Below are 25,573 nucleotides of genomic sequence, written 5' to 3' on the forward strand. Positions count from 1 at the left end.
ATTTTTTGTGACAAATTCTTCGCAATTGCGAGATGTCTTTTTCGCCTGAAAAATTATCGCAGATAAATCAACCGCTTATCTAAAGGGCACGGACCTACGGTTGAATTCCTGGATGGGTGAGGTTTAGGATGACGCTGCCTAGGCCTTGATTAACAACGGATGCGAGCGCAACCAAGAATTGATTAATGCTTGGTAAATCAAGCTTGACTCATGGATGTTGCCATGCAGCAATTGCGCTGCAGCATAGCGATATGTTGGCGGCATTCTGCAGCCGCTTCCAGTCCTTAATTGGAGAGTACAATGGAACAGAATGTTGAAAAGCATGAGTATGAAACCCCCAGCCTGACGGTTCACGGTTCGATTGAAACTATCACGCAGGGCGGTGCAGGCACGACGGCGCTCGACGCGAGCTTTCCCGCGCACACGCCGGTCGGCGAGCTGACTTTCTCTTAAAACTCACATGTATCCGGGTGTCTGAGTTGGGGCTCCGGATGCTCTCCAACAGGTGAGCCGGGGGGCGTTGTCCCCCGGATTCCTGCCGAGGATCGCAGGCAACCGATCCCGGTGGAAGCCATAGGGCGCGACGGGCCAGCAACGAGGTTTTAGGATGCACTGGAACCCTTCGGACCATGACCGCGTCGTCGCGACGAACGAGGCGGTGGCTTGTGAATTCGGCGCCGGACTGGCGCTGCTCCACCTCAAATCCAATGTCTATTACAGCCTGAACGGCGTCGGCGCCTTCATCTGGGAGCAGATCCAGGAGCCGCGGTCCATGCTCGATATCCGCAGCGCCGTGCTTGCGCGCTACAATGTCGATGCCGAACGCTGCAGGGCCGATGTCGAGGGCTTGCTCAAGGGGCTGAGCGAAGCAGGGCTTGCGAGGCTCCACAATGAGGAACTGGTCTAGGCTCCGCTCGCGGAGCGCCCGGGAAATGCTGTTTCTGGCACACTGCCTGATGGTGGTGAGCGTTGTGCGGCTCGCGCTGACGCTGTCCTCCTATAACCGTGTCCGTAGCCTGGTGACGGGAATGCACGCCAGACGCGCCGCCAGCGTCGCCGACCTGCGGCGCGTCGCATGGGGCGTCGCCGCCGCGGCGCGGCTCGTGCCGGGCGCCAGCTGCCTGACCCAAGCGCTGGCAGGACAATATCTGCTCGCCCGCCAGGGCAGCGCATCGAAAATCAGCATCGGCATCGAACGAGGGACCGGCAGCGAGCTCAAGGCGCATGCCTGGTTGATGAGCGGCAACCACATCGTGCTTGGCGGCTCGATCAAAGGATTTGCCCATCTGGTCGACCATAGGTCGTGAGCGATGAGCGGCGTCGCTGGAATCGTGCTCAGCGATAACGGCCGGCCGGCCGCGGCCGGCGATATCCAAGAGATGCTTTCGCGCATGCGCCACCGCGCCCGCGACGGCAGCTCATGGTGGGCGGACGGCAGCGTCGCGCTCGGCCACGCCTGGCTCGACACGACCGGCGAGAAGGGTCCCGGGCCGCTGACGATGGCCGGCGGCAAGCTCGCCGTCACCGCCGACTGCCGGCTGGACAATCGCGACGAGCTTCTGGCGCGGCTCGGCATGCGGGACCGGTCGGTCGCCGACGCGGTGCTCATCATGCGCGCCTACCTTAAATGGGGCGAGGCCTGCCCGACCTATCTGCAGGGCGATTTCGCCTTCGCGATATGGGATGGCGAGCGCCGGGCGCTGTTTTGCGCGCGCGATCATTTCGGCGTCAAACCTTTCTACTATCATTCGACCGGCAGGCGCTTCGCCTTCGCCTCGGAGATCGGGCCGATCCTGGCGCTGGACGGCATCGGCAGACGGCTCAGCGAACACCAGATTTCCGGCTTCCTCGCCGGCTTGACGGACGATCCGCAGGCCACGCTCTACGCCGAAATCTTCCGCCTGCCGGCGCGGCACAGCATGACGGTCGCCGACTGCCGGGTAGTGCTGCAGCGCTACTGGCAGATCGAGCCTTCGCAGCGGCCGCCGCACCCGGACGCGGCCGAGGAATTCCGGCATCTCTTCGCGCAATCGGTGGAGAACCGCATGCGCGGCACGCCGGCCGTCGGCGCGATGCTGAGTGGCGGGCTCGATTCCTCCTCGATCGCTTGCGTTGCCGGTCTTCGCGCGGCGGCTAAGCGAAACCCGAAGCTTAAGACTTTCTCGCTGGTCTTCGACAAGGGATCGTCGATGGACGAGAAGCCGTTCATCGATGCGGTGCTCGACGACAATCCGCTCGATGCCACGCTGATTGCGGTGAGCAATTACGCGCCCTTCGCCGAGTTCGAGCGCATCCTGGAGGAACAGGAAGGCACGTTCCTGGCACCCGGTCTGTCATTGACCCGCGACCTTTACCGCACCGCGGGCGCAAAGGGCGTCAAGGTGCTTCTCGACGGGCATGGCGGCGACGAGGTCGTCTCGCAGGGCCATGGGCACCTTCATGAACTCGCCAATGCGGGCCGTTGGCTCGAGCTGTGGCGCGAATTGCACAGCGCCGCCAACACCTATGGCGAGGGCATGTTCTCCCTCTATTTCAAGTTCCTGACCATCTACGGACCCGCTTGGCGGATCGCCCGGATGAGATCGATGGCCAGACGCCTTGTCGGCAAGGTGCGGCAGAGGCCAGCATCGGCGCCGCGCGCGTGGCGGGGCCTGGTCAATCCGGACCTTGCCAGGCGCACCGATCTTGCCGAGCGCTTCCATCGCAGCGGCTACATGCCCGCCGCCGTGAGCGCAAGCGAAGCGCTGACGCATCGCTGGCTGCTGTCCACCGGGCTGGTGCCGCACGCCTTCGAAGTGCTCGACAAGGCCGCCGCCAATTCCGGCGTCGAGCCCCGCTATCCGTTCTGGGACAAGCCGCTCGTCGAGTTCTGCCTGGCGCTGCCCGGCGAGGAAAAGCTCAGGGACGGCTTTGGCCGCCACGTGCTGCGCCGGGCGATGCAAGGCATTCTGCCGCCGGCCGTGCAATGGCGGCGCGACAAGATCGATTTCACCGCCAACCTGGTCAAGGGCATGCTCGGCAACCACCGCGAGCTTCTGGACAGGCTGCTGATAGCGGACGGCGAGCGGATCGCGCCCTATGTCAATCTGCCTGAAGTGAACGCCGTCTATGAGCGCCTGCTCAGCCAGCCCGAGCAGGCGACGCTGCCCGACATCCAGCATGTCTGGCGTTCGGTTTCGCTGTCGCTGTGGCTGCGGCAAGTCCAAGGAAGCCCAGCATGAATCTTCCGATCGCCTCCCTTGCGCGGCCGGGCCTCGCCACCGGGACAATGGCGCGGGGCGGACGTGTCCGGCATTTCTACAAGGCCTACGGGCTAATCGTCAGCTCGGACGTGGCCTTGCCGGAACTGACGCCGACGGCGCCGGCGACGCCGGACCTGAAGATCGCGGTCGGGCCGATCGACTTTCCCGACGGCGCATCGCATGGCGCCACGGCCTTTCGTTTCGAGGCGACCCGCCAATATCTTTCTTGGCAGGCGGTCGGCACCTTCATGATCAGCGACGGCAGGCGGATCGATGTCGATCCGGCGCCAGGGATCGACGACCCGCTGCTTGCCTTTCCGCTGCTCGGGCCGGTGATGGCTCTTGCCCTGCATCGGCGCGGGCTGCTCGTCCTGCATGCCAGCGCCATTGCCGTCGACGGCAAGAGCGTGATCTTCATGGGCGACAAGGGCGCCGGCAAGTCGACGACGGCGGGCGCGATGATCCGCGCCGGCCATCGGCTGCTCACCGACGACGTCGTCGCTCTGGATTTGTCCGACCCTGGACGACCGATGATCCTGCCCGGATTTCCACAGCTCAAGCTCGCCGCGGACGCGGCCGGCGCCATTCGCCTCGATCAGGCGGAAGTGCGCCCGCAGGTGCATCCGCAAATCGACAAGGCGCAGCACCGGCTGCACGACGGATTTGCCGCCGAGGCGGTGCCGGTATCGCGCATCTATGTGCTCGAGCGCGGCGAACGCGCGGCGATCTCGCAGCTTGCCGGTGTCGCCGCGCTGCCGGCGATCATTAAATTCTCATACATCACGCGCTTCGGCCGGCAGGCGTTGACCGGCGATCTCGCCGCCGCGCATCTCAGCCAATGCGCTAAGATCGCCGGGCTGATCGGCGTCAACCGCCTCGAAGTGCCGGCCGGACTCGCCAGGCTCGATGAAGCGGTCGCCGCGATCGAATCCGACCTGGCGTGCGGAACAAGGTGAGCCAGGGTATGGGCTGGTCCTCGAAGTTTCGCCTGTCGCTTCTGCGCGATGTCGCCGGTTTCGGCGCCATGGTGGCGCATGTCGGCGGACGGCGCACGGCGACGGCGCTTGCCTTCCTGATCCTGGGGAGCCTCACCGAAGGCATGTCGATCCTGCTGCTCGTTCCCCTGCTGCGCCTCATCGGCAAGCCCGACCAGGACTATGCGGTGCGGGTGCCGGAGGCCTTGAATCGGCTGGTGCCCGGCGGAACGCTGTCGCTCGCGAGCGTGCTCTCACTGCTCGTCGCGCTGGTGGCGCTGCAAGCGATGTTCAATCGCTTCAAGTCGGTCTACATGGCGCGGTTGCTCTATGACTTCGTCAACCGCGTGCGCATGAACCTGTTCGAGAGCATCGGCAAGGCGCGCTGGGGCGTTTTCACCCGCATCCGCAGCTCCGATCTGGACCATGCGCTGAACGGCGACGTCGACCGGGTGCAGGTTGCGGCCTTCTCGCTGCTGATGCTGACCCAAGCCACACTGCTCCTGGCCGGCTATCTCATTGTCTCGCTGTTCATCTCGCCGGTGATGACGTGCTTCGCCATCCTTGTCGGTCTGGTGCTGCTGGTTGCGCTGCAGCCGTTCCGGGCGCGCGCCAGCGCCTATGGCCGCACGCTGACCGGCAATCGCCAGGACCAATACCGCACGGTCTCCGAGTTCCTCGGCGGCATCAAGGTCGCCAAGAGCCTGAACGTCGAGGCAAGCTATTTTGCCGAGCTAGGCGCGACGCTGGACAGGATGAAGGCCGACAACATCGCCTTCGTCCGCAACAGCTCGCTCGGCACCGCTCTGTTCCAGGTTACGAGCGTGATCGGGCTGAGCCTCTTCATCTATATCGCACTAGTTCGCTTTCACCTGTCGCTGGCCGAGATCGTCGTGCTGCTGCTGGTCTTCATGCGGGTCGCGCCGCGCTTCATGGACATGCAGCTTCAGACCCAACAGGTGCTGATCAACCTGCCGGCCTATGCTTCGATGCAAAGCCTCCAGGCTCGCTTCGATGCCGAGCGCGAGCCGGAAGAGAACGTGACCGAAGGCGCAAAGCTGTCGCTTGAGACCGGCCTCAACATCCGCGATGTGGCGTTCGCCTATGGCGAGGGCGACGGCAAACCGGTGGTCAGCGACATCACCTTCGGTCTACCGGCCGGCAAGGTGACGGCGCTGATCGGCCCTTCGGGTTCCGGCAAGAGCACGATCGCCGACATGCTGCTTGGGCTGCTTGAACCCACCCGAGGACGTATTCTGGCCGACGGCGTGGAGATCACAGCGCAGAATCGCAGGGCCTGGCGCGATCAGGTCGCCTATGTGCCGCAGGATGTGTTCCTGCTGCACGACACGATCGCCGCCAATCTGCGCCTTGCGGCGCCCGAGGCCAGCGACGAAGAATTGTGGGCGGCCCTGCGAAACGCCCATGCGGCCGATTTCGTGGAGCGGCTGGACTCGCGGCTCGATACGGTGGTGGGCGACCGCGGCGTCCGCCTTTCCGGCGGAGAGCGGCAGCGCATCGCATTGGCGCGTGCGCTGCTGCGCAAACCCTCGCTGCTCATCCTCGACGAGGCGACAAGCGCGCTCGACTGGCAGAATCAGTCGCTGATCGCCCAATCAATCGAGGCGCTGCGCGGCCGGATGACGATTTTGACCATCGCGCACCGGCCGTCGATGATCGCCTTCGCCGACTGGGTCGTGGCCATCGAGAACGGACGCATCGTCGAGGTCGGACAATATCGGCGGTTGAGGGCGAAAGCCGGCAGCCGGCTTGCAAGGATGCTGTCCGGCGAGCAGGCGGAGCGCGAAAGCGCGCCACCGATCGCGGCCGGGCTGACCTCCGCGCCGGTCGAACGTTCAGTGGAGGCTGCGTCTGGCGCTTAGCTTTTCGCCTTCGGCGACCTTGCTCAGGATCGGGCCGCGGTCCGCCTCGCGGATCTTGTCGGCCGATGTCGGCGTGGCTCCCCCGATCATGGCAAAGACCAGAAGGAAATAGCCAGCCTGGATAATGACGGCGCAGACGATGGTGCGAAGCAGGATGGTTCCCGCCGACGCGCCATCGAAATAGGACCAGCCGATGACGATCGCGAGCGCGAAGATCATACCGACGATGAATTTCGGCAAAGACATGACCGCCGCCCTCTCAACCGAGACGAGCATGCAGAAGCTGCGACTTACCCACCCGCGTAACTCCCCGTTGCGCCAAAGAGCTTTTTCTGGCTGCCCAATCCGGCCGGTTGCTTCCGACCTTCCTTACCCGTGCAGACTATGACAGGAACAATTTGCGACTCTATTAAGGCCGGCCTGCCGGAGCAAGGCCGTGCAGGTATGGTTTCCAACGATTTTACGAGATCGACTCTGCCATGCTGCGCCGCACACTCTGGCTCCGATAGCTATTCAATGAGACGTCTGCCGCTTCAGTTAAACTCATGACTTTGATTAGTATTTTATGTGAATAACTTACCATTGCGAGTGCTTCCAGCGGCCTGCAACCGCGTTTCTTCTGCAGCAAAGAATGCACTGTCCAAAAATGGCCCGAAAAGCGGACTACATTTTCCTGGTTTTCTCTCACCTTGTCATAAACGCGCCACAAAGGTGAAAATTTGGGCAAGGCAGGTTTATTATTTAATCAATTCATGACGTGAACATTTCAACGCGATGGGAAATTGTGTGTTGCGCTGCAGCATTTTTTTGGTATCTTGCCGTAAACCATCCGTTCAACGTATGGAGCTTCTGCATGAGGGACGTCGCCAAGTCGGCAAATGCGAGTTTTGCGCAGGCCGGCGTTGATTTTCCACCCCCCATCGGCGGTCTGCTCAAACGCAGTTTCGATGTCGTTGGGTCCCTGGCTGGGCTGATCTTGCTGAGCCCGCTCTTCCTGATGGTCGCGCTGCTGGTCAAGCTTTCGGATAATGGTCCGATCTTCTACGGCCACAAGCGTATCGGCCGCGGCGGCAGGATTTTCTCTTGCCTCAAATTCCGTACCATGGTGCCGGATGGCGAGCGCGTGCTCGCTGCGTATCTGGCGGCCAATCCGGAAGCCAACGCCGAATGGATCGCGACGCGCAAGCTGAAGAACGATCCGCGCGTCACCCGCGTCGGCCAGGTGCTTCGCAAGCTCAGTCTCGATGAGCTGCCGCAGATCCTCAACATCCTGCAGGGCGACATGAGTCTTGTCGGCCCGCGGCCGGTCGTGCGCGACGAATTGGAAATCTACGGCAGCGCGGCGGTCTATTACCTGAAGTCGCGCCCTGGTCTCACCGGTCTGTGGCAGGTGAGCGGCCGCAACGACGTATCCTACGACACGCGCGTCGCCTTCGATCGCCATTATGTCGAGAACTGGTCGTTGTCCGAGGATATTCGCATCATCTTCAAGACTGTTCCTGCCGTGTGGATGTCACGCGGCAGCTATTGACCGACGGGCCCGCTCCGCCAGATTCGGGGCAGGCATCCGGCAGTGATCTCATCGGGCGGATGGGGCCAAAGCGAATCGGAAAACGTATTTGACAAAAGACCTCTTCGGACTGCCCCTCGCATGCAGTCTCATATCCAGGACCACAGCCCGCTTCGGCGGCGTCTTGCTTGCTGCGTTGCTGGTCATGCCGCAGGTCGCTGCCGCCAGCGACTATCGGCTTGGACCGCTGGACAAGCTCAACATCCGGGTCGCCGAATGGCAGACGGTCGACGGCACGTTCCGCGATTGGTCGGCCCTAAATGGCGAGTATTCGGTCGGCCCGGGCGGGATGCTCTCGGTGCCGTTCGTCGGCGACATGCAGGCCGCCGGCAAGACGACGGCCGAGATCGCTTCAGCGATCGGGCTCGCCCTGCAACGAAAGCTGGCGCTGCCCGACAAGCCGGAAGCCTCGGTCGAGATGGCGCAGTTCCGGCCGTTCTACATTTCAGGCGAAGTCCAGAACCCCGGGCAGTTTCCCTTCGTGCCCGATCTGACCGTGCTCAAGGCAATCAGCATTGCTGGCGGTATCCGGCGCAATGCCGACTATGGTCCGCAGCTCGAAAAGGATCTGATTACCGCCAAGGGCAGCTATGAGATCTATGACGACCAGCGCTTGCGGCTGATGGTCAAGCGAGCCCGCATCGACGCCGACCTCGCCGGGAAGACGACTTTCGAGGTGCCTCAGGAAATTCAAGGCGATCCGAGATTGCCGACCATCGTCGCCGACGAAACGGCGATCCTGGTCTCCGACCAGAAATCGCTGAAGCTGAAGCTCGACGCACTCGACGACCTGAAGAGTGTTCTGCAGTCGGAAATCGAATCGCTGCAAAAGAAGATCGCCAACCAGCAGAAGCAGGTCGATCTGGCCTCCAAGCAGGCCGACAGCATCGGTCCGCTGGCGCAGAAGGGCCTGGTCGCCAATGCGCGCCTGCTTTCCTCGCAGCAGTCGGTCACCGACCTGCAGGGCAAGATTCTGGATTATGAGACGGCGATCCTCACCGCCAAGCAATCGATCAGCAAGGCGGAGCAGGACGCTATCGATGCCCGCAACACACTGAGTTCGAGCCTCACCGCCGATCGGCAGCAAACGGAAGCGAACCTTAATGAGGCGGCCTTGAGGGTCGGCATGCAGAAGGGCCTAATCGCACAGGCATCGGATCCGGCAACGGCTGCCGCCTACACCGGCAATGAAGAGCCAGCCCTGCTCTATTCGCTGGTGCGCGTCGTCGACGGCAAGACCAGCGAGGTCGAAGCCAAGGAAGACACGCCTATCCTACCGGGCGACGTGATCAAGGTGAAGCTGGCGCCGACGGCCAGCCAATAACGCCGCCGACCCGGGTTTGTCCGAAGCGAACCAGGAACGGAGGCGGGAGGGACAAGCCAGGCTCGTTCGCGCGCAGCGCGGGCGAGCGATCTGTTTGGACCGCTTGAAGGCATAACATGCAGCCCGCAGCCCAGCGTCACGTCTATCTGAACCTCGACGCTATCCGCGGCGTGGCGGCGATCAGCGTCATGCTCTACCATTTCTCGCCATTCCTCGCCGACGGCAAGGTGCTGCCGTCGAGCTATCTCGCGGTCGATCTGTTCTTCCTGCTCAGCGGCTTCGTCATCGCGCATGCCTATGACCGCAAGATCGAAACCGGCATGGGCTTCGGCACTTTCGTGGCCATCCGCCTGATCCGGCTCTATCCGCTCTATCTAGCCGGCACGCTGCTCGGCTTCTTCTATCTGCTGGTCAAGAACAGACTGATGCCGGCGGAATACATGCCGCTGTCCGAGATCGGCATGCAACTGACAACCGGCATGTTCTTCATCCCGCTGGTCAGCGACGCCTATCATACGATCTTTCCTCTCAACCCGGCATCGTGGTCGTTGTTCTTCGAACTCATCGTCAACATCGCCTATGTCGCTGTCTTCGTGCTCTTGTCGCGACGGGTGCTGACGGGGATCGTCGGCGCCAGCCTTGTGCTGCTCATCGTCGCCTCGGTTTTCGCCGGCACGCTCGATTTCGGCATGACCGGCAAGACCATAGTCAGCGGGCTGCCGCGCGTAACCTTCTCGTTCTTCCTTGGCGTGCTGCTCTGCCGATCGATGGCGCGCTGGCAGGGCAGCTTCGGCTTCCTGCGGCGCGACTTCTGGGTCGAGGGCGCGATCCTGCTCACGCTTGCGGTCTTCGCCATCGCCCCGGCTGCCGGCGGCGCGCGGGTTGCTTACGACCTCTGCGCCATCGTCATCGTCTTCCCGATCATGGTGATGACCGGCGCGGTGGCGCCGACCGCGCCACGACTGTCAGGCTTCTATGGCTGGCTCGGGCGGATTTCCTATCCGATCTACATCATCCACACGCCGCTGCTGATGATCATCGCCGGGGCCGGCAAGGCCTTCTCGATCGATCCGTTCGCATATCATCCCTTATTCGGCATCGTGATGGCGGCGATAGTGGTCGTCATCGCCGACATCGCCACGCGCGTCTATGATGAGCCGGTGCGGCGCTTCCTGCAGCGGCAAATGCAGCGCGCCCGGGCCGTGGCTTAGCGCGGGACAAAAGCCGGTATGAAGATTCCGAAATCCATCCTGATCGATCCCGATCGCAACGAGACCTACGGCATTTTCGCCGTCGCGGTTTCCACGCTCGCCTTCGCCTACTCGCCCAATTTCGGCCAGATCCTGATCCTCGCCTACTACGCCGTCTGGCTGCCGCTGCTGTTCGTCGACTACCGGCGCTTCACCTGGAAACTCTCCAGCGCCTGGCTACCCATTCTGCTTGCGGCCTATGTCTGCCTCTCGGTGTTCTGGTCGCAGGCGGCGGGCATCAGCGCGCGCGCGGGGGTGCAATATTCCTCGCATATCGTCTGCGCCTATGTCGCGGCGCGCACCATCAGCGTGCGCACGCTGGTGGTCGGCTCGCTAATCGGCATCTTCTTCGTGCTGCTCTATTCACTCGGAGTCGGTGGTTACGCGCTAGACACGATCGACGGCACGGTCAATTTCGTCGGCGCCTTCGGTTCCAAGAACCAGGTCGGCTTCTTCTCTTCGCTCGGCATCTTCTTCTGCCTGGCGTTCCTTGTCTTCTACCGGCGCAACTGGCTGGGCTTCGTCTGGACCGCGCCGATCATGCTTTTGTCGGTCTATATGCTGGCAATCGCCCATTCGGCGACGTCGGTGGCCTCGCTGCCGGCGGTGATCGGCATCGTGATGCTGCTCACCATGACCAAGGTGCTGTCGCGACGCTATCGCCGGGTGCTGTTCGTCGTCGGCGCCGGGGCGCTGGTGACGGGCGTGGTGGCAGCGCTCAACCTCGGGCTGCTGGATGTCGTGCTCGGCATCTTCGGCAAGGATTCGACGCTCACCGGCCGCACCTATCTGTGGGAACAGGGCTGGAAAGCAGCGCAGCAGCGTCCGCTGCTCGGCTATGGCTATGCCGCCTATTGGGTGCAGGGTTTTGCCGATCCGGAGCGGCTGTGGGCGGAATTCTATATCTCGACGCGTTCCGGCTTCCACTTCCACAACACCTATGTCGAGACGCTGGTCGAAATCGGCTTCATCGGCGTCACCTTGCTGGCGCTGGTCATCCTGCGCGCCTTCTACGGCCATGTATCGAAGGTGGTGTTCGGCGGGTGGAGTGCCGATTCGGTGGTGCTTGCCGGCGCGACCGGGCTGATGCTGATCCGCTCCTTCTTCGAGGTCGAGATGCTCGGCCCCTATTTCATGGCGTCCTTCATCGTCTATTACGGCCTGTTCAAGCTGAACCCATTGCCGGCTTTCCGGCGCCGCCAGATGGCCGTTGCCGCCGAGGACGAGAGGCCGGCCATCGGCCGCATGCCGGCGCCGACCTGAGGGGCTTTTGGCGTGCTCGCCAGCGATCTGGGGATACGCCCGAGCGGCTTGCCCAAGCCCGAAATCCTGCACGTGCCGTGGTAAACGCCTGTGTTACATCGGCCTGCCGCGCCAAGCAGCTTTCCAACGGCGCAACCTGGTACGCAGAAATGCCTTGGCCCCAAACGGCAGCGAAGGTTTGCCTGGCCGCCGGCCCGTACTCTGCTGCGTCAGGCGCTGAGCGATGAGGCGGGCGAGCCGACAACGCGGATGCATGTCGAGATCAGCCACTTGACCGGCCAGCCTCTCGGGCAGCGGCCTCGATCGCCAGGCAAGATAGGCTGCGTAGGCCTGCGGTGTTTCGATGAGATGGTGAAGATAGGCCGCCAGTTCCGCCGGTGTGCTGAAGGATGCGACGTCGATGTAGGAATTGTCGGGAACGAACGCCGCGGCATTTGGCGCGCCGAGATAGACCGGCACCGTGCCGGCCTCCAGCGGATCGAACATCTTTTCGGTGACGTAGTCGGGCGCGATCGAATTCTCCAGCGCCAGGCAAAAGCGATAGCGGCCAATGGTCTCGATCTTGGTTTGCCGGCCGAGATCGGGGCCAGTGATCTCGCGGTTGGGCCGGTAGCGGCCGTAGCAATCGACCGCGATGTGCCGGGACAGTTCGGCGATGAATGTATCACGACCGCTCTTATTGATGCTCGATGACTGGAAGTGCACCGTCGGTGCGCGCTCGGGCTTGGGCGGTATCGGCGCATGTCGGGCGGCTTCCCACCAGCTTGCGTCAGGCAGATAAGGCGTCCAGACGTCCGCCCCGGTTTCATAGGTCATGACGATGTCGAAGTGCTGCATGACGGCCGCATCGGTCATGACGGGATAGTTGACGACGCTCTCCATCGACCAGGCAACCCAAAGCTGGCCGGGATATTTGCGGGCGTCGCCGGCCTCACGAAAATTCGGCAAATGGAAAACCACCGCATCGGCCTCGGCAAGCCGTCGCCGGTCGTTGGTCCATTCGACGGGCACTGGACATTGCGGCATGGCCGCAATGTCGGTCGGTTTGTTGAAGCAGCGCGTCCAGAACAGGATCAGCGGAGTATCAGACGACATCGGGCCCTTCCGCTCTGGCAAGGCGCCGTCTCACCCTTATCGCGGCAATCGCGAAAGAACCACGCGGTTCCGCACTCACCCATGCAGGTCCCTTGCAATTGCCGGCCCGATCGTGAAGCCGGAGAAGGTCGCCTCAAAGCCTTCGCGCTGCGGCGAGCAGCACATCATGCCGACATCGACCGTTTTCGAGATCGGGAAATAGGCCAGGCGCACCGGTTTCCAGTGGCCGTCCGAGGCGTCCAGATACTGGATGCGGATCGCCTCGGCGTGGCGGGTCAGGCGGATCCTGACGCCGTCCTTGCCGGCGGCAATGGCGACCAGCGACCAGTCGGATGTGTCGTTGGTGACCACGACGGAGAAGTATGCCAGCCCGTCGGTGTATTCGAAGCCGGCCTTGATCCAGTGCGTTTCGCTCAGGCGCAGCATCAGCCCCGCCTGATCATAGAGCACCTTGTAGTCACCCTTGACGGTGACTTCGGCGCTGAAATCACCTTCGACGGAACGGTAGAGGAAATGGCCGTTGTCACGCCAGAAGCCGTAGAAGGTCTCGCGCCAGAAGTCGGTGTCCTTGCTTGTTCGGACGGTGAGCGTGCCGTCGCCGACCGTGTGCTGCGGTGGCGGGTTGAGCCATGTCATGTCGGCCACGCTCATCGATCTGCTCCCGGATTGGACTAGTGCGTTTCACCGTTTCATGGAAACGGCGAAACGCCCTATCTCCTTGTTTTTGCGCAATTCCGGACGGAAAACCGCCAACACTTTTCCTGGAACTGCTCTAGCCGGCGAATGTATAGGCGGTCTTCACCGTGGTGTAGAACTCCATCGCGTAACGGCCTTGTTCGCGCGGGCCGTAGCTCGAGCCCTTGCGACCGCCGAACGGCACGTGGAAATCGACGCCGGCCGTCGGCAGGTTGACCATCACCATGCCGGCCTCGGAATTGCGCTTGAAATGCGTCGCGTGCTTCAGGCTGGTGGTGCAGATGCCGGAGGTGAGGCCGAACGGCGTGTCGTTGGCGACAGCCAGCGCTTCGTCATAGTCCTTGACGCGGATGACATTGGCGACGGGGCCGAAAATCTCCTCGCGCGAGATGCGCATCGCGTTGGTCGAGCCGACAAACAGCGCAGGCTGCAGATAAAAGCCAGGCGCGCCGCGCTCAAGCCGGTCACCGCCGAAGGCGAGCTCGGCGCCTTCCTGGCGGCCGATGGCGATGTAATCCTCGTCCTGCTTGAGCTGGTTCTGGTCGACGACAGGACCGATCTGGGTCTTGGCATCGAGCGCATCGCCGATGACGAGCTTGTCCAGCCGCTCCTTGATCGCGTCGACAAAACGGTCGTGGATGCCGTCGGTGACGATCAGGCGCGAGGACGCCGTGCAGCGCTGTCCGGTCGAGAAATAAGCGCCGTTGACCGCGCAGTCGACGGCCACCGCGAGATCGGCGTCGTCGAGCACGACGAGCGGATTCTTGCCGCCCATTTCGAGCTGGAATTTGCGCATGTGCTCCACACTTGCCGCGGCGACGCGCTTGCCGGTCCCGACCGAGCCTGTGAAGGAGATGGCGTTGACATCGGGATTGTCGAGCATCGCCTGGCCGACCACCGAGCCCTTGCCCATGACGAGGTTGAGTACGCCCTTGGGCAGGCCGGCGCGATGCAGGATATCGACGATGGTCCAGGCGCTTTCGGGAACCAGCTCGGCCGGCTTGAAGACGATCGTGTTGCCGTAGGCCAGCGCCGGGGCGATCTTCCAGGCGGGAATGGCGATCGGGAAATTCCACGGCGTGATGATGCCGACGACGCCGACGCCTTCGCGCGTCATCTCGACGCCGACGCCAGGCCGAACGCTCGGCACCATCTCGCCCGACAGACGCAGCGTCTCACCGGCGAAGAAGTCGAATATCTGCGCGGCGCGGATCGTCTCGCCGACGCCCTCTGCCAGCGTCTTGCCTTCCTCGCGCGCGAGCGACCGGCCGATCTCGTCCTTGCGTGCCATGATCTCGTCGGAGGTTTTCTTCAGCACGGCATGGCGGGCCAGAGGCCCTGAGCGCGACCAGGCGGGGAAGGCCGCCTTGGCGGCGGCGATAGCCTGCTTGGTTTCCTCCGGCCCGGCCGAAGCGTATTCGCCGACGACGTCGTTGGTGTTCGAGGGATTGATGTTGCGCGAGCCGGCCTCGCCAAGCCACTCGCCGTCGATCAGGTTCTTACGCAGCACGGTCATTGTCTTGTTCCTTGAAGCTGGGGTAGCGGCAGTCCGTCGGCCGGTCAATTGTCGGACAAATGATATAATGATTGTCCCGTGGCAGGTCTACCGGCCTTCTGCGACAAACCTAGGGCCTTGCGGCGTCAGGTCGAGAACGACCAGAACAGGCAGGCGAGCGTGACCGCGCCGAAGGCGACGAAGAACAGGCTTCTGAGCAGGATGTTGCGGCGAAGCTCGTTCATGGTGAGATGCGCCGCAACGATCACTGCCACGAACAGGAAACGCCAGTTGAAAAGCGCCCAGAGCACCTCGTGCTGGCCGAAGGCCCATCTGGCGATCAGCGAGCCGACGATGGTCGCGAACAATACGATCGTCGCCCAGAAGATCGCATCGGCCGCATGGGTCAGCACGACGCCGGCGGCGCGGATGGGCAGGATCATCATCAGCATGGCAGCGAAGAAATAGACGGCGGCGATCGCCAGGAATGAGCCGGCGTCGGCGATGCCGTCGAGACGCTTCACGCCGAACGCGCCATAGGGATAGCCGTGCCTCGCCACGGCCAATGACAGCGCCATCAGCAAAGCGCTCAAAACCGTGACCAGTGCGAATGTGCCGAGGGCCTTGCTCATGCCTTTTCCTGTCGAGACGAATCAACAGGAGTCTAGCAGAGCATGGCCCTCGAAAGCCGCAAATTCACTGCTCGACATTCTCGAAGACGTCAGGGCCTTTGCGAAGCCGAGACGAGATCGGCCTTGCGCCGGGCCGTCTCCAGGCCGACCGCGATGAAGCGGCGCGCATGACGAGCAAGCTCCATATTGTCGGTCCACAGATTGCGCCAGATCGCCGTCTTCCGCGACAGATTCTCGTCGACGATCTCGGACGAGAAGGATTCGAAGCTGAGATCGTCGCTGTAGCCGATCGCCGCCAGCGCATCGAAGATCGCCGAGAAATCGATGCTGCCGGTGCCCAGAAAGCCGCGATGGCTCTCGCCGATATGGACATAACCGATCTTCCTCGCGGCATGGCGGATGGCCAGGCCGACATCGGCCTCCTCGATGTTCATGTGGAAGGTGTCGAGGTGCAGGAAGATGTTGTCGGAGCCGGTGTCTTCGATGAAAGCTAGTCCTTGCGCGGCGGTGTTGAGCAGGTTGCTTTCGAAGCGGTTGACGATTTCGAGATTGAGCGTCACGCCGGCGGCCTTGGCCGTTTCCGCAACCCCGGCAAGTGTAGCGGCGCTGCGGTTCCACTGATCGCGCGTCGGCGGTTCGGTTTGCAGGCCGTGGCTTGCCGAGAGAATGCCGCCGATCTTTTGGCCGCCGAGATCGCGCGTGAGGGCGACGGTGCGGTTCAGGATCTCGACGCCGCGCGCGGCGACCGCCTTGTCTGGGCTGGAGATGTCGCCGTCGGCAGGCAGGCCAATGCTGATCGCTACGCCCAGGCCGAGATCGGTGATGCTTTTGGCCAGCCTGCCGATATCGACATCCGCCGGGTCGAGATAGGAGAATTCGATCAGGTCGAAGCCGGCTTCCTTCGTGTTGGCCAGCGTGCGTTCGAGATCCGCCTGCGCCGAACTCGCAGACCAGACGAAAGAATGGATACCAATGCGCGACATGATCGTCTCCGTCCGATGAATGAGGCGCGGCCGGACCGATCCGGCCGCGCCAGCCTTGGGAGCAGGCTTTTTAGCGGGCCGCCGTCCAGCCCTTGTAGTCCTTCAGGTTCTCGGCGGTAATCAGCTTCGGATCGAGCAGCACGGTCGGCTCGGCCGGCTTCTTGCCGGCAAGCACATCTGCCGCCATCGTCAGCGACTGGCCGGCCATGACATAGGGATCCTGCGAGGCCGAGGCCTTGATCAGCGAGGTGCCGGACGCGAACTCCTTCTCAATGTCCGGGGCGCCGTCGACCGCGGTGATGATGAATTCCGAGCGATTGAGCTGCTTGGCGGCGAGCTGCGCGCCGATCGCCGTAGGATCGTTGATGGCGAACACCGCGTCGATCTTGTCGAAGCGGGTGAGCAGCGACTGGAACACTTTCAGGCCGCCGTCGCGCGATCCCTCGGCGTTCTGGTCGTCGGACAGGATTTTGATGTCGGCGTGCTGCGAAAGAACGTTCTTGCAGCCCTTGACGCGCTCCAGGATCGACGACGAGGCCGGGCCGTTGAGGATGACGTAGTTGCCTTTGCCGCCGGTGTGATCGACCAGATACTGGCAGGCCTCCTCTCCGGCCTTGACGTTGTTGGTCATCACGGTGACGTCGGCGCCCGGCGCCGAGACGTCGAAGGCAGCGACGACGATGCCAGCCGCCTGCGCCTTCTTGACCGCGGGCGCGATCGCCTTGGCATCGACGGCATTGAGCATGATGACATCGACGCCGGCGGCGATGAAGGAATCGATCTGCGAGACCTGCTTGTTGAGGTCGTAGTCGGCCGACACCGACGTCACCTCGACCTTCGGATTGATCTTCTTGGCCGCGTCCTCGATGCCCTTGATGGTGGCGACGAAGAACGGGTTGCCGAGCAGGCCGACCGAGATGCCGACCTTGTTGAGGTCTTTGGCCGATGCCGGCGCGATGGCGAGGGCCGCGAGGGCTGCGCCGCAGAGCAGTTTGGCGATGGTCTTCATTTACTTGCTTCCTCCGATTGCCCCGCGCCTCTCACGGTGCGTTACACACAATCCGGCCCGTCTAGGCCGGCGACCGAGGTCAATCACGTTCTTGCTCCGGCCTGCAGCCGGTAACGGTCGAGGGCGACCGCCACGATGATGACCAAACCCTTGATGATGTACTGCCAGATGTCCGAGACACCGGCCAAAATGAGCCCGTTGGAGAGCACGGCGATGATCAGCCCGCCGATCAGCGTGCCCCAAATCGAGCCGACGCCGCCGACGAAGCTGGTGCCGCCGAGAATGACGGCGGCGATGGCATCGAGCTCGTAGGACTGGCCTAGCTGCAGGCCGTTGGCGGCGTAGAGTCTCGCCGCCGACATGACGCCGCCGAGGCCCGCGAGCAGGCCCGACACGCCATAGACGAAGAGCAGCACCAGCGGCACCTTGATGCCGGTGAGGCGCGCCGCCTCGGCATTGCCGCCCACGGCATAGATCCAGGTGCCGAGCACGGTGCGCTTGAGCACCAGCCAGGACAGCACCACCACGGTCAGCGCGATGATGACAAGCCAGGGAATGCCGAACAGTGAGCCATTGCCGATGAAGTCGAAAGGCAGGTCGGAATTGAAGACTGTCGTATCCTCGCCGAGCAGGCGGGCGACGCCGCGCACGGCGGTCAGCGAGCCCAGCGTGACAATGAAGGGCGGCAGCTTGATGTAGGCGACAAGCAGCCCGTTGATGACGCCGAAGCCGAGGCCGAGCAAAATGGCGGCCGGAATGCCGAGCATGCCCCAGTCCGGCACCAGCGACACCAGCACAGCGACCATCGCCGAGGCCGCGAGGATCGAGCCGACGGATAGGTCGATGCCGCCGGTGAGGATGACGAAGGTCATGCCCGCGGCCAGCACGATATTGATCGACGACTGCTGGCTGACGATGAGCAGGTTGGTGCCGGTAAGGAAGCGCGGGTTGATGAACTGGAAGCCGACAGCAAGCAGCACCAGAACCGGCAGCATGCCGAGCGCGGCGAAGGCCGTGCGCAGCCGTCGGCTCCTGACCGCTGCCTGATCCGCCGCTTTCGCCACTGTTGAGCTGTCGGTCATCTTGTCGGTCCTTCCTTGGCCGCCCCCGTCGCAAGTTCCATGATTTCTTCCTGACGCAGCGGCCTGCCCTCCGACGCCGTCACCTCGCCGGCGATGGCGCCGTCGCGCATCACGAGCACGCGGTCGGCCACCCCGATTACTTCGGGCAGTTCGCTGGAGATCATGAGAATGGCGATGCCCCGGCCGGCAAGACTGTCGATCAACCGATAGATCTCCGACTTGGCGCCGACGTCGACGCCGCGCGTCGGCTCGTCGAGGATGACGACCCTGGGCTCGGTCTCAAGCAGGCGGGCAAGCAGCACCTTCTGCTGGTTGCCGCCCGACAGTGAGCCGGCATTGGCCTGCGCCGAGCGCGTGCGGATCGAGAGATCGGCGATGGCCTTGGCGGCACGCCGCTCGGCGGCGGTGAAATCACGAAAACCGCCGGCGCGCGCGTCTTTCGCAAGCACGCCCATATTGATGTTGTCGGCGATCGACATGTCGAGAAACAGCCCGAGCTCCTTGCGGTCCTCGGTGAGGTAAGCAATGCCGGCCTCCAGCGCCTCGCGTGGCGAAGCGATGGCAATCGGCTTGCCGTCGAGCTCCAGCTCGCCCGCGCTGCGGCGGTCGGCCCCGAAGATCAGCCTCGCGAGTTCGGTGCGGCCGGAACCAACCAGCCCCGCCAACGCCAGCACCTCCCCGTGGTAAAGATCGAACGAGCAGTCCTTCAGCAATCCGCCATCCGACATGCCGCGCACCGACAGCGCAACCGGGCGCTGGCTGTCCGGCGGCCGGTGATCCTTCTTGTAGAAGGCCGAGAGATCGCGGCCGACCATCATCGAGACCAGGCGCGATGCATTGAGATCGGCGCGTTCCAGCGTGCCGACATAGCCGCTGTCGCGCAGCACGCTGACGCGGTCGGCGAGCTGGTAGACCTCCTCCATGCGGTGGCTGATGTAGATGATGGCAATGCCTTGCGCCTTCAGCGCCCCGATCACCTCGAACAGCCGGTCGGTTTCGCGCGAGGTCAGCGAGGTGGTCGGCTCGTCCATGACGATGATGCGGGCGCTGGTCGACAGCGCGCGGGCGATCTCGACCAGCTGGCGCTCGCCCAGTGACAGGCTGGAGACCAAGGCGCGCGCCGAAAAGGAGACGCCGAGCCGCTCGATGATTTCTTTGGCGCGACGGTTGCACTGGTCGCGGTCGACGATGCCGAACCTACGCGGCTCGTTGCCGAGGAAGATGTTCTGCGCCACAGTCAGGTTCGGCGCCAGCGACAGCTCCTGGTAGATAACCGCGATGCCCTGGGCGCGAGCCTTGATCGGATCGCCGCTGGCGACCGGCGCACCTTCGATCAGGATCTCGCCGCCGGCATCCGGCCGATAGGCGCCGGACAGCACCTTCATCAGCGTCGACTTGCCGGCGCCGTTCTCGCCCATCAGCGCATGCAGTTCGCCGGCATTGACGGTGAGCGATACGTCGTGCAGGGCCCGGACGGGACCGAAAGTCTTGGAGATGTGGCGCATCTCCAGCACCGGCCTTTGCGACGCCTCGACGCGGGCGGCGGCGCTCATTGCGCACCTCCTGCCGCCGCGCCGGCGATGTGGCGTCCGGCAATAAGGCCGCGCCAGTCGTCGCGGTAGCGATCCAGGCCTTTGAAGTCCGCGGCGCGTACCGGCTCCGGCCTATCGGCGGCGAATTCGCGGCCGATGCTCTCGAAGGCGAGAGCCGCGGCGCCCGTGGCGCTGCCTTCCAGCGTGGCCCCCTGCAGGAAGGATTGGCCGGGCCGCAGCGCCGCCAGGAGGCCGGCCAGCATCCCATCCGCATTCAGTCCGCCATCGACGATGACGGCGTCTGCCGAACGGATCAGGTCGAGCGAGAGATCGATCATCAGAGCCACATAAAGCAGCGCCACGGCGGCGCGCTCCCCCGCACCGGAAACGGGCCCGAGGATCTCGCCCGTCCGGCCCGGCAGCGGTCCGCCCGGGGCAAAGCTCGGCACGGCCATCGTGCCGGCGTCGATCGCCCGCTGTATGCCGGCGGGGGCGATCGCGCCTTGCCAGTTGCCGCTGATCACGGCGAATTCGCGCCCGCCCATGAAGCGGATCGTAGGCACCGGGCCGCCATCGACATCGACATTGGCCAGCATGTCGCGCTCGCGGTCGAGCGCCTCGAACGGACAGTCAGGGTTGAGAACGATCACCCAGGTGCCCGTCGACACCACGGTGAGCGGCCCGAGGTCCTGCCGGCGATAGGCATGGAGCGCGGCATTGCTATCATGAACGCCGTTGTGAATGGCGACCGGTCTGCCCGCCCGGCCAAAGCGCCGCTCGCCAATGACGCCGCCGGCGTGCGCGAAGGCGGGCATGCGGCCCCGCCAGCCCTCGGCATCGACCAGCGAGGAGAAGTCACGCTTGCTCGGTGCCCACAGATGCGAGTGGCAGCCGAGATAGGAGACTTCCGAAACGGCGTGGCCGCCGAAGCGCCAGCTCCAATATTGCGGATAGCCGAGAATCGCCTTCGCCGCCGAGAACGCGCCGGGCTCCACTTCTTTCAGCCACAGCATGTGGCGGCCATAGTTGAAGCCGAGCGGCAGGCGCGGCGAGAAGGTCTCGGCGAAATCGGGAATGCGCCGATCGATCCGCGCGGCGATCTCGGCGGGCGGCTCCTGCTCATAGTCTAGGATCGGATGCGTCAGCGCCGTATCGTCGACCAGCGCGAAGGTGCAGCCGTGGCCCGACACCATCAGACCTTCGATGCCGTGGGCATCCGCGGCCTCGTTGACGGCGTCCAGCGCCCAGTCATGCAGCGCCGTTTCGTCAAGCACGCTGAGCCCGCTTTTGCGTATCCAGTCGGGTTTCGTGCGCCGTTCGTCGAGGATGCGCCCGTCCTGGTCGAAGACGAACAGCTTCGAATTGGTCTTGCCGAAATCGAGCACCGCCACCTTCACTGGACGGCTCCCGAAGGCGAGGCGATACGCACGGTGACACCGGCATCTTCCAGCATCCGCGCATCGGCGTCGGAAAGGCCGTCATCGGTCACCAGCGTGCCGATGCGCGACAGCGGCAGCGCGACGTTGCGGGCGTGGATCGACAGCTTCCGGCTGTCCGCCAGCACCACGATCTGGTCGGCGCAAAGGCTGAGATCGATGATCGAGCGCACCAGCAGCGGATGCGATTCCAGCACGCCCTCATGGCCGAGGCCCTGCGCGCCGAGAAAGAACTTCGAGGCATAAAACGGCACGGCCTGGGTGAGCGAATGGATGATGCCGGGCTCGCGGTGCAGATCGCCGCCGGCGATGGTCAGGCTGCAATGGCCATGGTCGCTGAGATAGGCGGCGAGCGGCATGGAATTGGTGAAGAGGCGAATGTTGCGGTCGGCAAGCTTGACGCCGAGATGGAAGCAGGTCGAGCCGCCATGGACGATGACCGCATCGCCGTCGCGCACCATGGTGGCGGCTACAGCGGCGATTTGCCGTTTGGCATCGACCGCCAGGTCACGGTTCTCGTCATAGGGCCTCGCATAGGCGATGCCGGCATGCGAGGCGCCGTCGAGCGCCGAGATGCCGCCATAGACCTTCCTGGCTTCGCCGGCCTCGTCGATCTTGTCGATGTCGCGCCTGACCGTCGCCGCCGACACGCCAAGCCGCTCCTGCAGTTCACGCACCGAAGCGAACGGCCGGTCCCGCAATAGCTCGACGATCTGACGCTGGCGGCCGGAGTCGCTCAACTCTTCCTCCCGACAATGCCATTTTGCATGACAATTGATGCAACTTACTCAACATCAGTCGGATTGCAAGCCCGTTTTGACGATAATAGATCACTGTTGACGTAGATCGCTCGCATCTGCGATATCAGCACCAATCATTCTCCTGTAATGGGAGATCGTGCGAGACCGACGAGCCGTTGGAGGAAGATCGCAATGGCGACCACAGTTGATGCGCAGGAGCTGGCAGCCTTGCGGACACTTTCGGCAGCCATCGGCGACGATCCGCACCTGACACAGGCAGCCGGCGGCAACACATCGCTGAAGGCAGGGGACACGCTGTGGATCAAGGCCTCCGGCACCTGGTTGAGGGACGCGCTGATTGACGACATCATGGTACCGGTCGCGATGGGTCCGCTCGTCGAGGCCCTCGAACGGCGCGATCCGAGCGCCGACAAGCCGCAGGCCTTTGCCATCGATGCCCTCAATCCGCGCGGCTTGCGCCCTTCGATCGAGACTACCGTACACGCGCTGATGCCGCAGCGAGTGGTGCTGCATGTCCACTGCGTCGAGACAATCTCATTCGCCGTTCAGGCCGATTGCGAGATCGAGGCCGGGCGGCGTCTCCAGGGCATCGCGTGGGCTTATGTCCCCTATCGCCGGCCGGGCCTGCCGCTTGCCCAGGGCATTGTCGAGCGTCTCCGGCAGGGGGTCGACGTGCTGATCCTCGGCAATCACGGACTGGTCGTCGCAGCGGAGACCGTGGCCGAGGCGGAGCGTCTGCTGCACCGGGTGAGATCGCTTTTGGCCCGCCCGGCGCGGCAGACACCGATCCCGGATATAGCGGCGCTGGCGGCACTTGCCGACGGCAGCGGTTACCGATTGCCGGCGGATATCGAGGCGCATGCGGTGGCGCTCGATGCGGACAGCCGCCGCATCGCCGAAGCCGGCAGCCTCTACCCTGACCACGTCATCTTCCTTGGCCGGGGCTCCGTGGTGGCAAGGCCTGGCGAGAAGGTCGCCGACGTCGTCGCGCGGCTGGGCACGAACCCCGTCGCGGTCCTCTTTCCGGGCGCCGGCGTGCTGATGCGCGGCGACGCCAGCTCCGGCGCGGACGCTATGCAGCGCTGCCTCGCCGACGTGACCGCGCGGATCGACACCACGGCGCGATTGAACTATCTCACCGCCGCCGAAAATGACGAGCTGGTCAACTGGGATGCCGAGCAGTATCGCCAGAGACTCAACGCGGCGGGTTAGGCGAATGGCGCCTCTTGCATTAGGCATCGACATCGGCACCTCCGGAGCGCGCGCCGTCGCGATGCGTCCGGACTTCTCCACCGCCGCGAGCGCCGCCGTGCCGCTCGAGCGCTTCGGCGCGAACGGCCGCGATCCGGCCGTTTGGTGGGCCGCCGTCGAAGCGACACTGCACGAGCTTTTTTCGCGCATCGATCGCATGGCTGTGCGCACGATCGCCGTGGACGGTACGTCGGGAACCGTGCTGCCGACCGACGACGCCGGACGGCCGCTGGCCGAGCCGCTGATGTACAACGACAAGGTTCCGGATGCGGCCATCCTCGCCGTGATCGCCGGCACGGCGCCGGAGGCAAGTGCTGCGCATGGGGCGACCTCCGGTCTCGCCAAGGCGCTCTGGTTCCAGCGCCTGCCTGGCATCCACGCCGTGCTGCACCAGGCCGACTGGATTGCCGGGCAATTCTCGGCCCGCTTCGACATCAGCGACGAGAACAACAGCCTGAAGACCGGCTACGATGCCGAGGCGCGCCGCTGGCCGGAATGGATCGCGGCGACCGGCATGCGCGTGGAGCTTCTGCCCACCATTGTCAGGCCGGGTAGCGTGACCGGCAGGCTTACGGCCGCCGCCGCCGACCTGTTCGGGTTGCCGCGCGATGTCGCGGTGGTCGCCGGCACCACGGACGGCTGCGCCTCTTTCTTGGCGACGGGCGCGGCGGCCGCGGGCGACGGTGTCACCGCTCTCGGATCGTCGCTCACCATCAAGATTCTGTCCGACCGGCCGATCTCGGCGCCGCGCTACGGCATATACAGCCACCGGCTCGGCGATGCCTGGCTCGCGGGCGGCGCGTCGAACACCGGCGGCAAGGTGCTCGCCCAGCATTTTTCGCTCGCGCGCATCGTCGAACTCAGCGCCGCAATCGATCCCGCGACGGAGACCGGCCTCGACTATTATCCGCTCGGTTCGGCCGGCGAACGTTTTCCTGTCACCGATCCAATGCTCCAGCCGCGCCTGCTGCCCCGACCGGAATCGGACGCCGACTATCTCAAGGCGATGCTGGAAGGCATCGCGGCCATCGAGGCGCTCGGCTACCAGAGGCTCGCCGAACTCGGCGCGCCGAAGCTCACCTCGGTTCGAAGCGTCGGCGGCGGCGCCGCCAATGCCGCCTGGACCGCGATCCGACGGCGCAAGCTCAGTGTCGATTTTCTGCCGGCGCTCTCCGATGAGGCTGCGGCTGGCACGGCGCGGCTGGCGCTGATGGGCGCAAAGGAGGCGGGGCTGCTGCTATGAGCGCGAAGCACGCCGTGCATCTCGACGGGATCGCAGCGCTCGCCGAACGCTACGAAGTGTTCCTGCTCGACCAGTTCGGCGTGCTGCATGGCGGACAACAGCCTTATCCCGGCGCGGTCGAAGCCCTGTCGGCGCTGAAGCGCGCCGGCAAGACCGTGGTGCTAATCTCGAATTCCGGCAAGCGGGCGGAGCCAAACGAAAGGCGGCTGCTGAAGCTTGGTTTCGAAGCGGGAAGCTGGGATCATTTCGTCTCATCTGGCGAGGTGGCTTGGCGCATCTTCCGAAACAAGGCGGACTCGGGCGCGCTGCGGGCTGGCACGAGATGCCTGCTGATCAGCCGCGACGAGGACCGTTCGGCGATCGAGGGCCTGCCACTCGTTCTGACCGAGCGCGGCGATGACGCCGATCTGGTGCTGATCGCGGCCAGTGAAGGCGACCGGTACGACCTCGACCACTACCGAAGACCTCTCGGCCCGGCGGCGGCGCGGAAGGTGCCGTGCTTCTGCACCAACCCCGATCGGATCATGCTGACCGCGGTTGGACCGCGCTTCGGCGCCGGCGAGATCGCCGATCTTTACGAACAGCTCGGCGGCAGCGTCACTCGTATCGGCAAACCCTATCCGGCGATCTACGAAGCGGCGTTGGCGCTTGCGGGAAATCCGGGTCGTGGCGACGTGATCTGTGTCGGTGACAGTGTCGAGCACGATATAGCCGGCGGCAACGCGGCCGGCGTGTCGACCGCGCTGGTGATGACGGGAATATTGGCCGACAGGAGCGACCTGACGGGGCTGTTCGCAGACCTTGGCGCGTGGCCTGACTACACTCTGGGCGCTTTCCGCTGGCGCTGATCCG

24 protein-coding genes are annotated in these 25,573 nt (G+C 64.1%); 13 read left to right on the forward strand and 11 right to left on the reverse strand.

Annotated features, from left to right (window positions below):
• Positions 1 to 300 precede the first annotated feature (300 nt).
• The 6 genes from LB526_RS18055 to LB526_RS18080 all read left to right on the forward strand — a co-directional run bounded on the left by LB526_RS18055 (position 301) and on the right by LB526_RS18080 (position 6,099).
• Complete coding sequence (locus tag LB526_RS18055; protein WP_095769314.1) at positions 301 to 453, forward strand: lasso RiPP family leader peptide-containing protein; 153 nt, start codon at positions 301 to 303, stop codon at positions 451 to 453.
• A gap of 154 nt (positions 454 to 607) precedes the next feature.
• Positions 608 to 907 (forward strand): PqqD family protein, encoded by a 300-nt coding sequence (locus tag LB526_RS18060; protein WP_095769315.1) that lies wholly within the window; start codon positions 608 to 610, stop codon positions 905 to 907.
• A 25-nt stretch (positions 908 to 932) separates the two neighbouring features.
• Entirely contained in the window at positions 933 to 1,307 is a 375-nt protein-coding gene (locus LB526_RS18065) for a lasso peptide biosynthesis B2 protein (RefSeq protein ID WP_224628947.1), read from the forward strand.
• 3 nt (positions 1,308 to 1,310) lie between these two features.
• A complete protein-coding gene (locus LB526_RS18070; protein WP_224628948.1) occupies positions 1,311 to 3,221 on the forward strand; it encodes a lasso peptide isopeptide bond-forming cyclase in 1,911 nt (636 codons plus the stop codon).
• On the forward strand, positions 3,218 to 4,198 hold the full coding sequence (locus LB526_RS18075) for a serine kinase (RefSeq protein ID WP_318013276.1): 981 nt from the start codon (positions 3,218 to 3,220) through the stop codon (positions 4,196 to 4,198). The genes LB526_RS18070 and LB526_RS18075 overlap by 4 nt, the downstream gene beginning before the upstream one ends.
• An 8-nt stretch (positions 4,199 to 4,206) precedes the next feature.
• A complete protein-coding gene (locus tag LB526_RS18080) occupies positions 4,207 to 6,099 on the forward strand; it encodes an ABC transporter ATP-binding protein (RefSeq protein WP_224628950.1) in 1,893 nt (630 codons plus the stop codon).
• Here the strand turns inward: LB526_RS18080 and LB526_RS18085 are convergent.
• Positions 6,073 to 6,345: an exopolysaccharide production repressor exox gene (locus tag LB526_RS18085; protein WP_095769419.1), complete on the reverse strand. Its 273-nt coding sequence runs from the start codon at positions 6,343 to 6,345 to the stop codon at positions 6,073 to 6,075. The genes LB526_RS18080 and LB526_RS18085 overlap by 27 nt on opposite strands.
• 607 nt (positions 6,346 to 6,952) lie before the next feature.
• Between LB526_RS18085 and LB526_RS18090 the strand changes: the two genes are divergently transcribed.
• The 4 genes from LB526_RS18090 (at position 6,953) to LB526_RS18105 (ending at position 11,506) form a co-directional block, all read left to right on the forward strand.
• Complete coding sequence (locus LB526_RS18090) at positions 6,953 to 7,630, forward strand: sugar transferase (RefSeq protein WP_095769319.1); 678 nt, start codon at positions 6,953 to 6,955, stop codon at positions 7,628 to 7,630.
• Between the two features lie 184 nt (positions 7,631 to 7,814).
• Positions 7,815 to 8,993, forward strand: coding sequence for a polysaccharide biosynthesis/export family protein (locus LB526_RS18095; protein WP_224629076.1), 1,179 nt, complete (start codon positions 7,815 to 7,817; stop codon positions 8,991 to 8,993).
• A gap of 116 nt (positions 8,994 to 9,109) precedes the next feature.
• Positions 9,110 to 10,204: an acyltransferase family protein gene (locus LB526_RS18100; protein ID WP_224628952.1), complete on the forward strand. Its 1,095-nt coding sequence runs from the start codon at positions 9,110 to 9,112 to the stop codon at positions 10,202 to 10,204.
• 18 nt (positions 10,205 to 10,222) lie between these two features.
• A complete protein-coding gene (locus LB526_RS18105; RefSeq protein ID WP_095769322.1) occupies positions 10,223 to 11,506 on the forward strand; it encodes an O-antigen ligase family protein in 1,284 nt (427 codons plus the stop codon).
• A 93-nt stretch (positions 11,507 to 11,599) separates the two neighbouring features.
• Here the strand turns inward: LB526_RS18105 and LB526_RS18110 are convergent, their stop codons facing one another.
• From LB526_RS18110 to LB526_RS18155, 10 genes are all read right to left on the reverse strand, one after another.
• Positions 11,600 to 12,601, reverse strand: a complete 1,002-nt coding sequence (locus LB526_RS18110; RefSeq protein ID WP_224628954.1) for a glycosyltransferase family 10 domain-containing protein — start codon at positions 12,599 to 12,601, stop codon at positions 11,600 to 11,602.
• Positions 12,602 to 12,676: 75 nt separating this feature from the next.
• Positions 12,677 to 13,252, reverse strand: coding sequence for a DUF1349 domain-containing protein (locus LB526_RS18115; RefSeq protein ID WP_224628956.1), 576 nt, complete (start codon positions 13,250 to 13,252; stop codon positions 12,677 to 12,679).
• Positions 13,253 to 13,373: 121 nt separating this feature from the next.
• Complete coding sequence (locus tag LB526_RS18120; RefSeq protein WP_224628958.1) at positions 13,374 to 14,813, reverse strand: aldehyde dehydrogenase family protein; 1,440 nt, start codon at positions 14,811 to 14,813, stop codon at positions 13,374 to 13,376.
• 125 nt (positions 14,814 to 14,938) lie between these two features.
• Complete coding sequence (locus LB526_RS18125; RefSeq protein ID WP_224602405.1) at positions 14,939 to 15,424, reverse strand: hypothetical protein; 486 nt, start codon at positions 15,422 to 15,424, stop codon at positions 14,939 to 14,941.
• Positions 15,425 to 15,513: 89 nt separating this feature from the next.
• On the reverse strand, positions 15,514 to 16,407 hold the full coding sequence (locus tag LB526_RS18130) for a sugar phosphate isomerase/epimerase family protein (RefSeq protein WP_095769326.1): 894 nt from the start codon (positions 16,405 to 16,407) through the stop codon (positions 15,514 to 15,516).
• A 70-nt stretch (positions 16,408 to 16,477) separates the two neighbouring features.
• Positions 16,478 to 17,416, reverse strand: a complete 939-nt coding sequence (locus LB526_RS18135; protein WP_095769327.1) for an ABC transporter substrate-binding protein — start codon at positions 17,414 to 17,416, stop codon at positions 16,478 to 16,480.
• Between the two features lie 83 nt (positions 17,417 to 17,499).
• Positions 17,500 to 18,498, reverse strand: a complete 999-nt coding sequence (locus LB526_RS18140) for an ABC transporter permease subunit (RefSeq protein WP_140845601.1) — start codon at positions 18,496 to 18,498, stop codon at positions 17,500 to 17,502.
• Positions 18,495 to 20,051 (reverse strand): sugar ABC transporter ATP-binding protein, encoded by a 1,557-nt coding sequence (locus tag LB526_RS18145; protein ID WP_224602403.1) that lies wholly within the window; start codon positions 20,049 to 20,051, stop codon positions 18,495 to 18,497. Before LB526_RS18145 ends, LB526_RS18140 begins: the two co-directional genes overlap by 4 nt.
• Entirely contained in the window at positions 20,048 to 21,427 is a 1,380-nt protein-coding gene (locus LB526_RS18150) for an FGGY-family carbohydrate kinase (protein WP_224628959.1), read from the reverse strand. Before LB526_RS18150 ends, LB526_RS18145 begins: the two co-directional genes overlap by 4 nt.
• Positions 21,424 to 22,206, reverse strand: coding sequence for a DeoR/GlpR family DNA-binding transcription regulator (locus LB526_RS18155; RefSeq protein ID WP_095769331.1), 783 nt, complete (start codon positions 22,204 to 22,206; stop codon positions 21,424 to 21,426). The genes LB526_RS18150 and LB526_RS18155 overlap by 4 nt, the downstream gene beginning before the upstream one ends.
• A gap of 192 nt (positions 22,207 to 22,398) precedes the next feature.
• On the opposite strand from LB526_RS18155, the gene LB526_RS18160 reads away from it, so the two are divergent.
• The 3 genes from LB526_RS18160 to LB526_RS18170 are packed head-to-tail and all read left to right on the forward strand — an operon-like array spanning position 22,399 to position 25,569.
• A complete protein-coding gene (locus LB526_RS18160; protein ID WP_224628962.1) occupies positions 22,399 to 23,439 on the forward strand; it encodes a class II aldolase/adducin family protein in 1,041 nt (346 codons plus the stop codon).
• A gap of 4 nt (positions 23,440 to 23,443) precedes the next feature.
• Positions 23,444 to 24,721 carry an FGGY-family carbohydrate kinase gene (locus LB526_RS18165; protein WP_224628964.1) on the forward strand — a complete coding sequence of 426 codons (1,278 nt, stop codon included), beginning with the start codon at positions 23,444 to 23,446 and terminating at the stop codon, positions 24,719 to 24,721.
• Positions 24,718 to 25,569, forward strand: coding sequence for a TIGR01459 family HAD-type hydrolase (locus tag LB526_RS18170; RefSeq protein ID WP_224628966.1), 852 nt, complete (start codon positions 24,718 to 24,720; stop codon positions 25,567 to 25,569). Before LB526_RS18165 ends, LB526_RS18170 begins: the two co-directional genes overlap by 4 nt.
• Positions 25,570 to 25,573 lie beyond the last annotated feature (4 nt).

Origin of the sequence: Mesorhizobium sp. CA6 (genome assembly GCF_020165035.1) — a bacterium.
In the GTDB taxonomy this organism is placed as follows: Bacteria; Pseudomonadota; Alphaproteobacteria; order Rhizobiales; family Rhizobiaceae; genus Mesorhizobium.

What these genes read in the sequence shown, in the direction of transcription:
- LB526_RS18055 (WP_095769314.1), top strand. Translation starts at nt 301, where the DNA reads ATGGAACAGAATGTTGAAAAGCATGAGTATGAAACCCCCAGCCTGACG.
- LB526_RS18060 (WP_095769315.1), top strand. Translation starts at nt 608, where the DNA reads ATGCACTGGAACCCTTCGGACCATGACCGCGTCGTCGCGACGAACGAG.
- LB526_RS18065 (WP_224628947.1), top strand. Translation starts at nt 933, where the DNA reads ATGCTGTTTCTGGCACACTGCCTGATGGTGGTGAGCGTTGTGCGGCTC.
- LB526_RS18070 (WP_224628948.1), top strand. Translation starts at nt 1,311, where the DNA reads ATGAGCGGCGTCGCTGGAATCGTGCTCAGCGATAACGGCCGGCCGGCC.
- LB526_RS18075 (WP_318013276.1), top strand. Translation starts at nt 3,218, where the DNA reads ATGAATCTTCCGATCGCCTCCCTTGCGCGGCCGGGCCTCGCCACCGGG.
- LB526_RS18080 (WP_224628950.1), top strand. Translation starts at nt 4,207, where the DNA reads ATGGGCTGGTCCTCGAAGTTTCGCCTGTCGCTTCTGCGCGATGTCGCC.
- LB526_RS18085 (WP_095769419.1), bottom strand. Translation starts at nt 6,345, where the DNA reads ATGTCTTTGCCGAAATTCATCGTCGGTATGATCTTCGCGCTCGCGATC.
- LB526_RS18090 (WP_095769319.1), top strand. Translation starts at nt 6,953, where the DNA reads ATGAGGGACGTCGCCAAGTCGGCAAATGCGAGTTTTGCGCAGGCCGGC.
- LB526_RS18095 (WP_224629076.1), top strand. Translation starts at nt 7,815, where the DNA reads ATGCCGCAGGTCGCTGCCGCCAGCGACTATCGGCTTGGACCGCTGGAC.
- LB526_RS18100 (WP_224628952.1), top strand. Translation starts at nt 9,110, where the DNA reads ATGCAGCCCGCAGCCCAGCGTCACGTCTATCTGAACCTCGACGCTATC.
- LB526_RS18105 (WP_095769322.1), top strand. Translation starts at nt 10,223, where the DNA reads ATGAAGATTCCGAAATCCATCCTGATCGATCCCGATCGCAACGAGACC.
- LB526_RS18110 (WP_224628954.1), bottom strand. Translation starts at nt 12,601, where the DNA reads ATGTCGTCTGATACTCCGCTGATCCTGTTCTGGACGCGCTGCTTCAAC.
- LB526_RS18115 (WP_224628956.1), bottom strand. Translation starts at nt 13,252, where the DNA reads ATGAGCGTGGCCGACATGACATGGCTCAACCCGCCACCGCAGCACACG.
- LB526_RS18120 (WP_224628958.1), bottom strand. Translation starts at nt 14,813, where the DNA reads ATGACCGTGCTGCGTAAGAACCTGATCGACGGCGAGTGGCTTGGCGAG.
- LB526_RS18125 (WP_224602405.1), bottom strand. Translation starts at nt 15,424, where the DNA reads ATGAGCAAGGCCCTCGGCACATTCGCACTGGTCACGGTTTTGAGCGCT.
- LB526_RS18130 (WP_095769326.1), bottom strand. Translation starts at nt 16,407, where the DNA reads ATGTCGCGCATTGGTATCCATTCTTTCGTCTGGTCTGCGAGTTCGGCG.
- LB526_RS18135 (WP_095769327.1), bottom strand. Translation starts at nt 17,416, where the DNA reads ATGAAGACCATCGCCAAACTGCTCTGCGGCGCAGCCCTCGCGGCCCTC.
- LB526_RS18140 (WP_140845601.1), bottom strand. Translation starts at nt 18,498, where the DNA reads ATGACCGACAGCTCAACAGTGGCGAAAGCGGCGGATCAGGCAGCGGTC.
- LB526_RS18145 (WP_224602403.1), bottom strand. Translation starts at nt 20,051, where the DNA reads ATGAGCGCCGCCGCCCGCGTCGAGGCGTCGCAAAGGCCGGTGCTGGAG.
- LB526_RS18160 (WP_224628962.1), top strand. Translation starts at nt 22,399, where the DNA reads ATGGCGACCACAGTTGATGCGCAGGAGCTGGCAGCCTTGCGGACACTT.
- LB526_RS18165 (WP_224628964.1), top strand. Translation starts at nt 23,444, where the DNA reads ATGGCGCCTCTTGCATTAGGCATCGACATCGGCACCTCCGGAGCGCGC.
- LB526_RS18170 (WP_224628966.1), top strand. Translation starts at nt 24,718, where the DNA reads ATGAGCGCGAAGCACGCCGTGCATCTCGACGGGATCGCAGCGCTCGCC.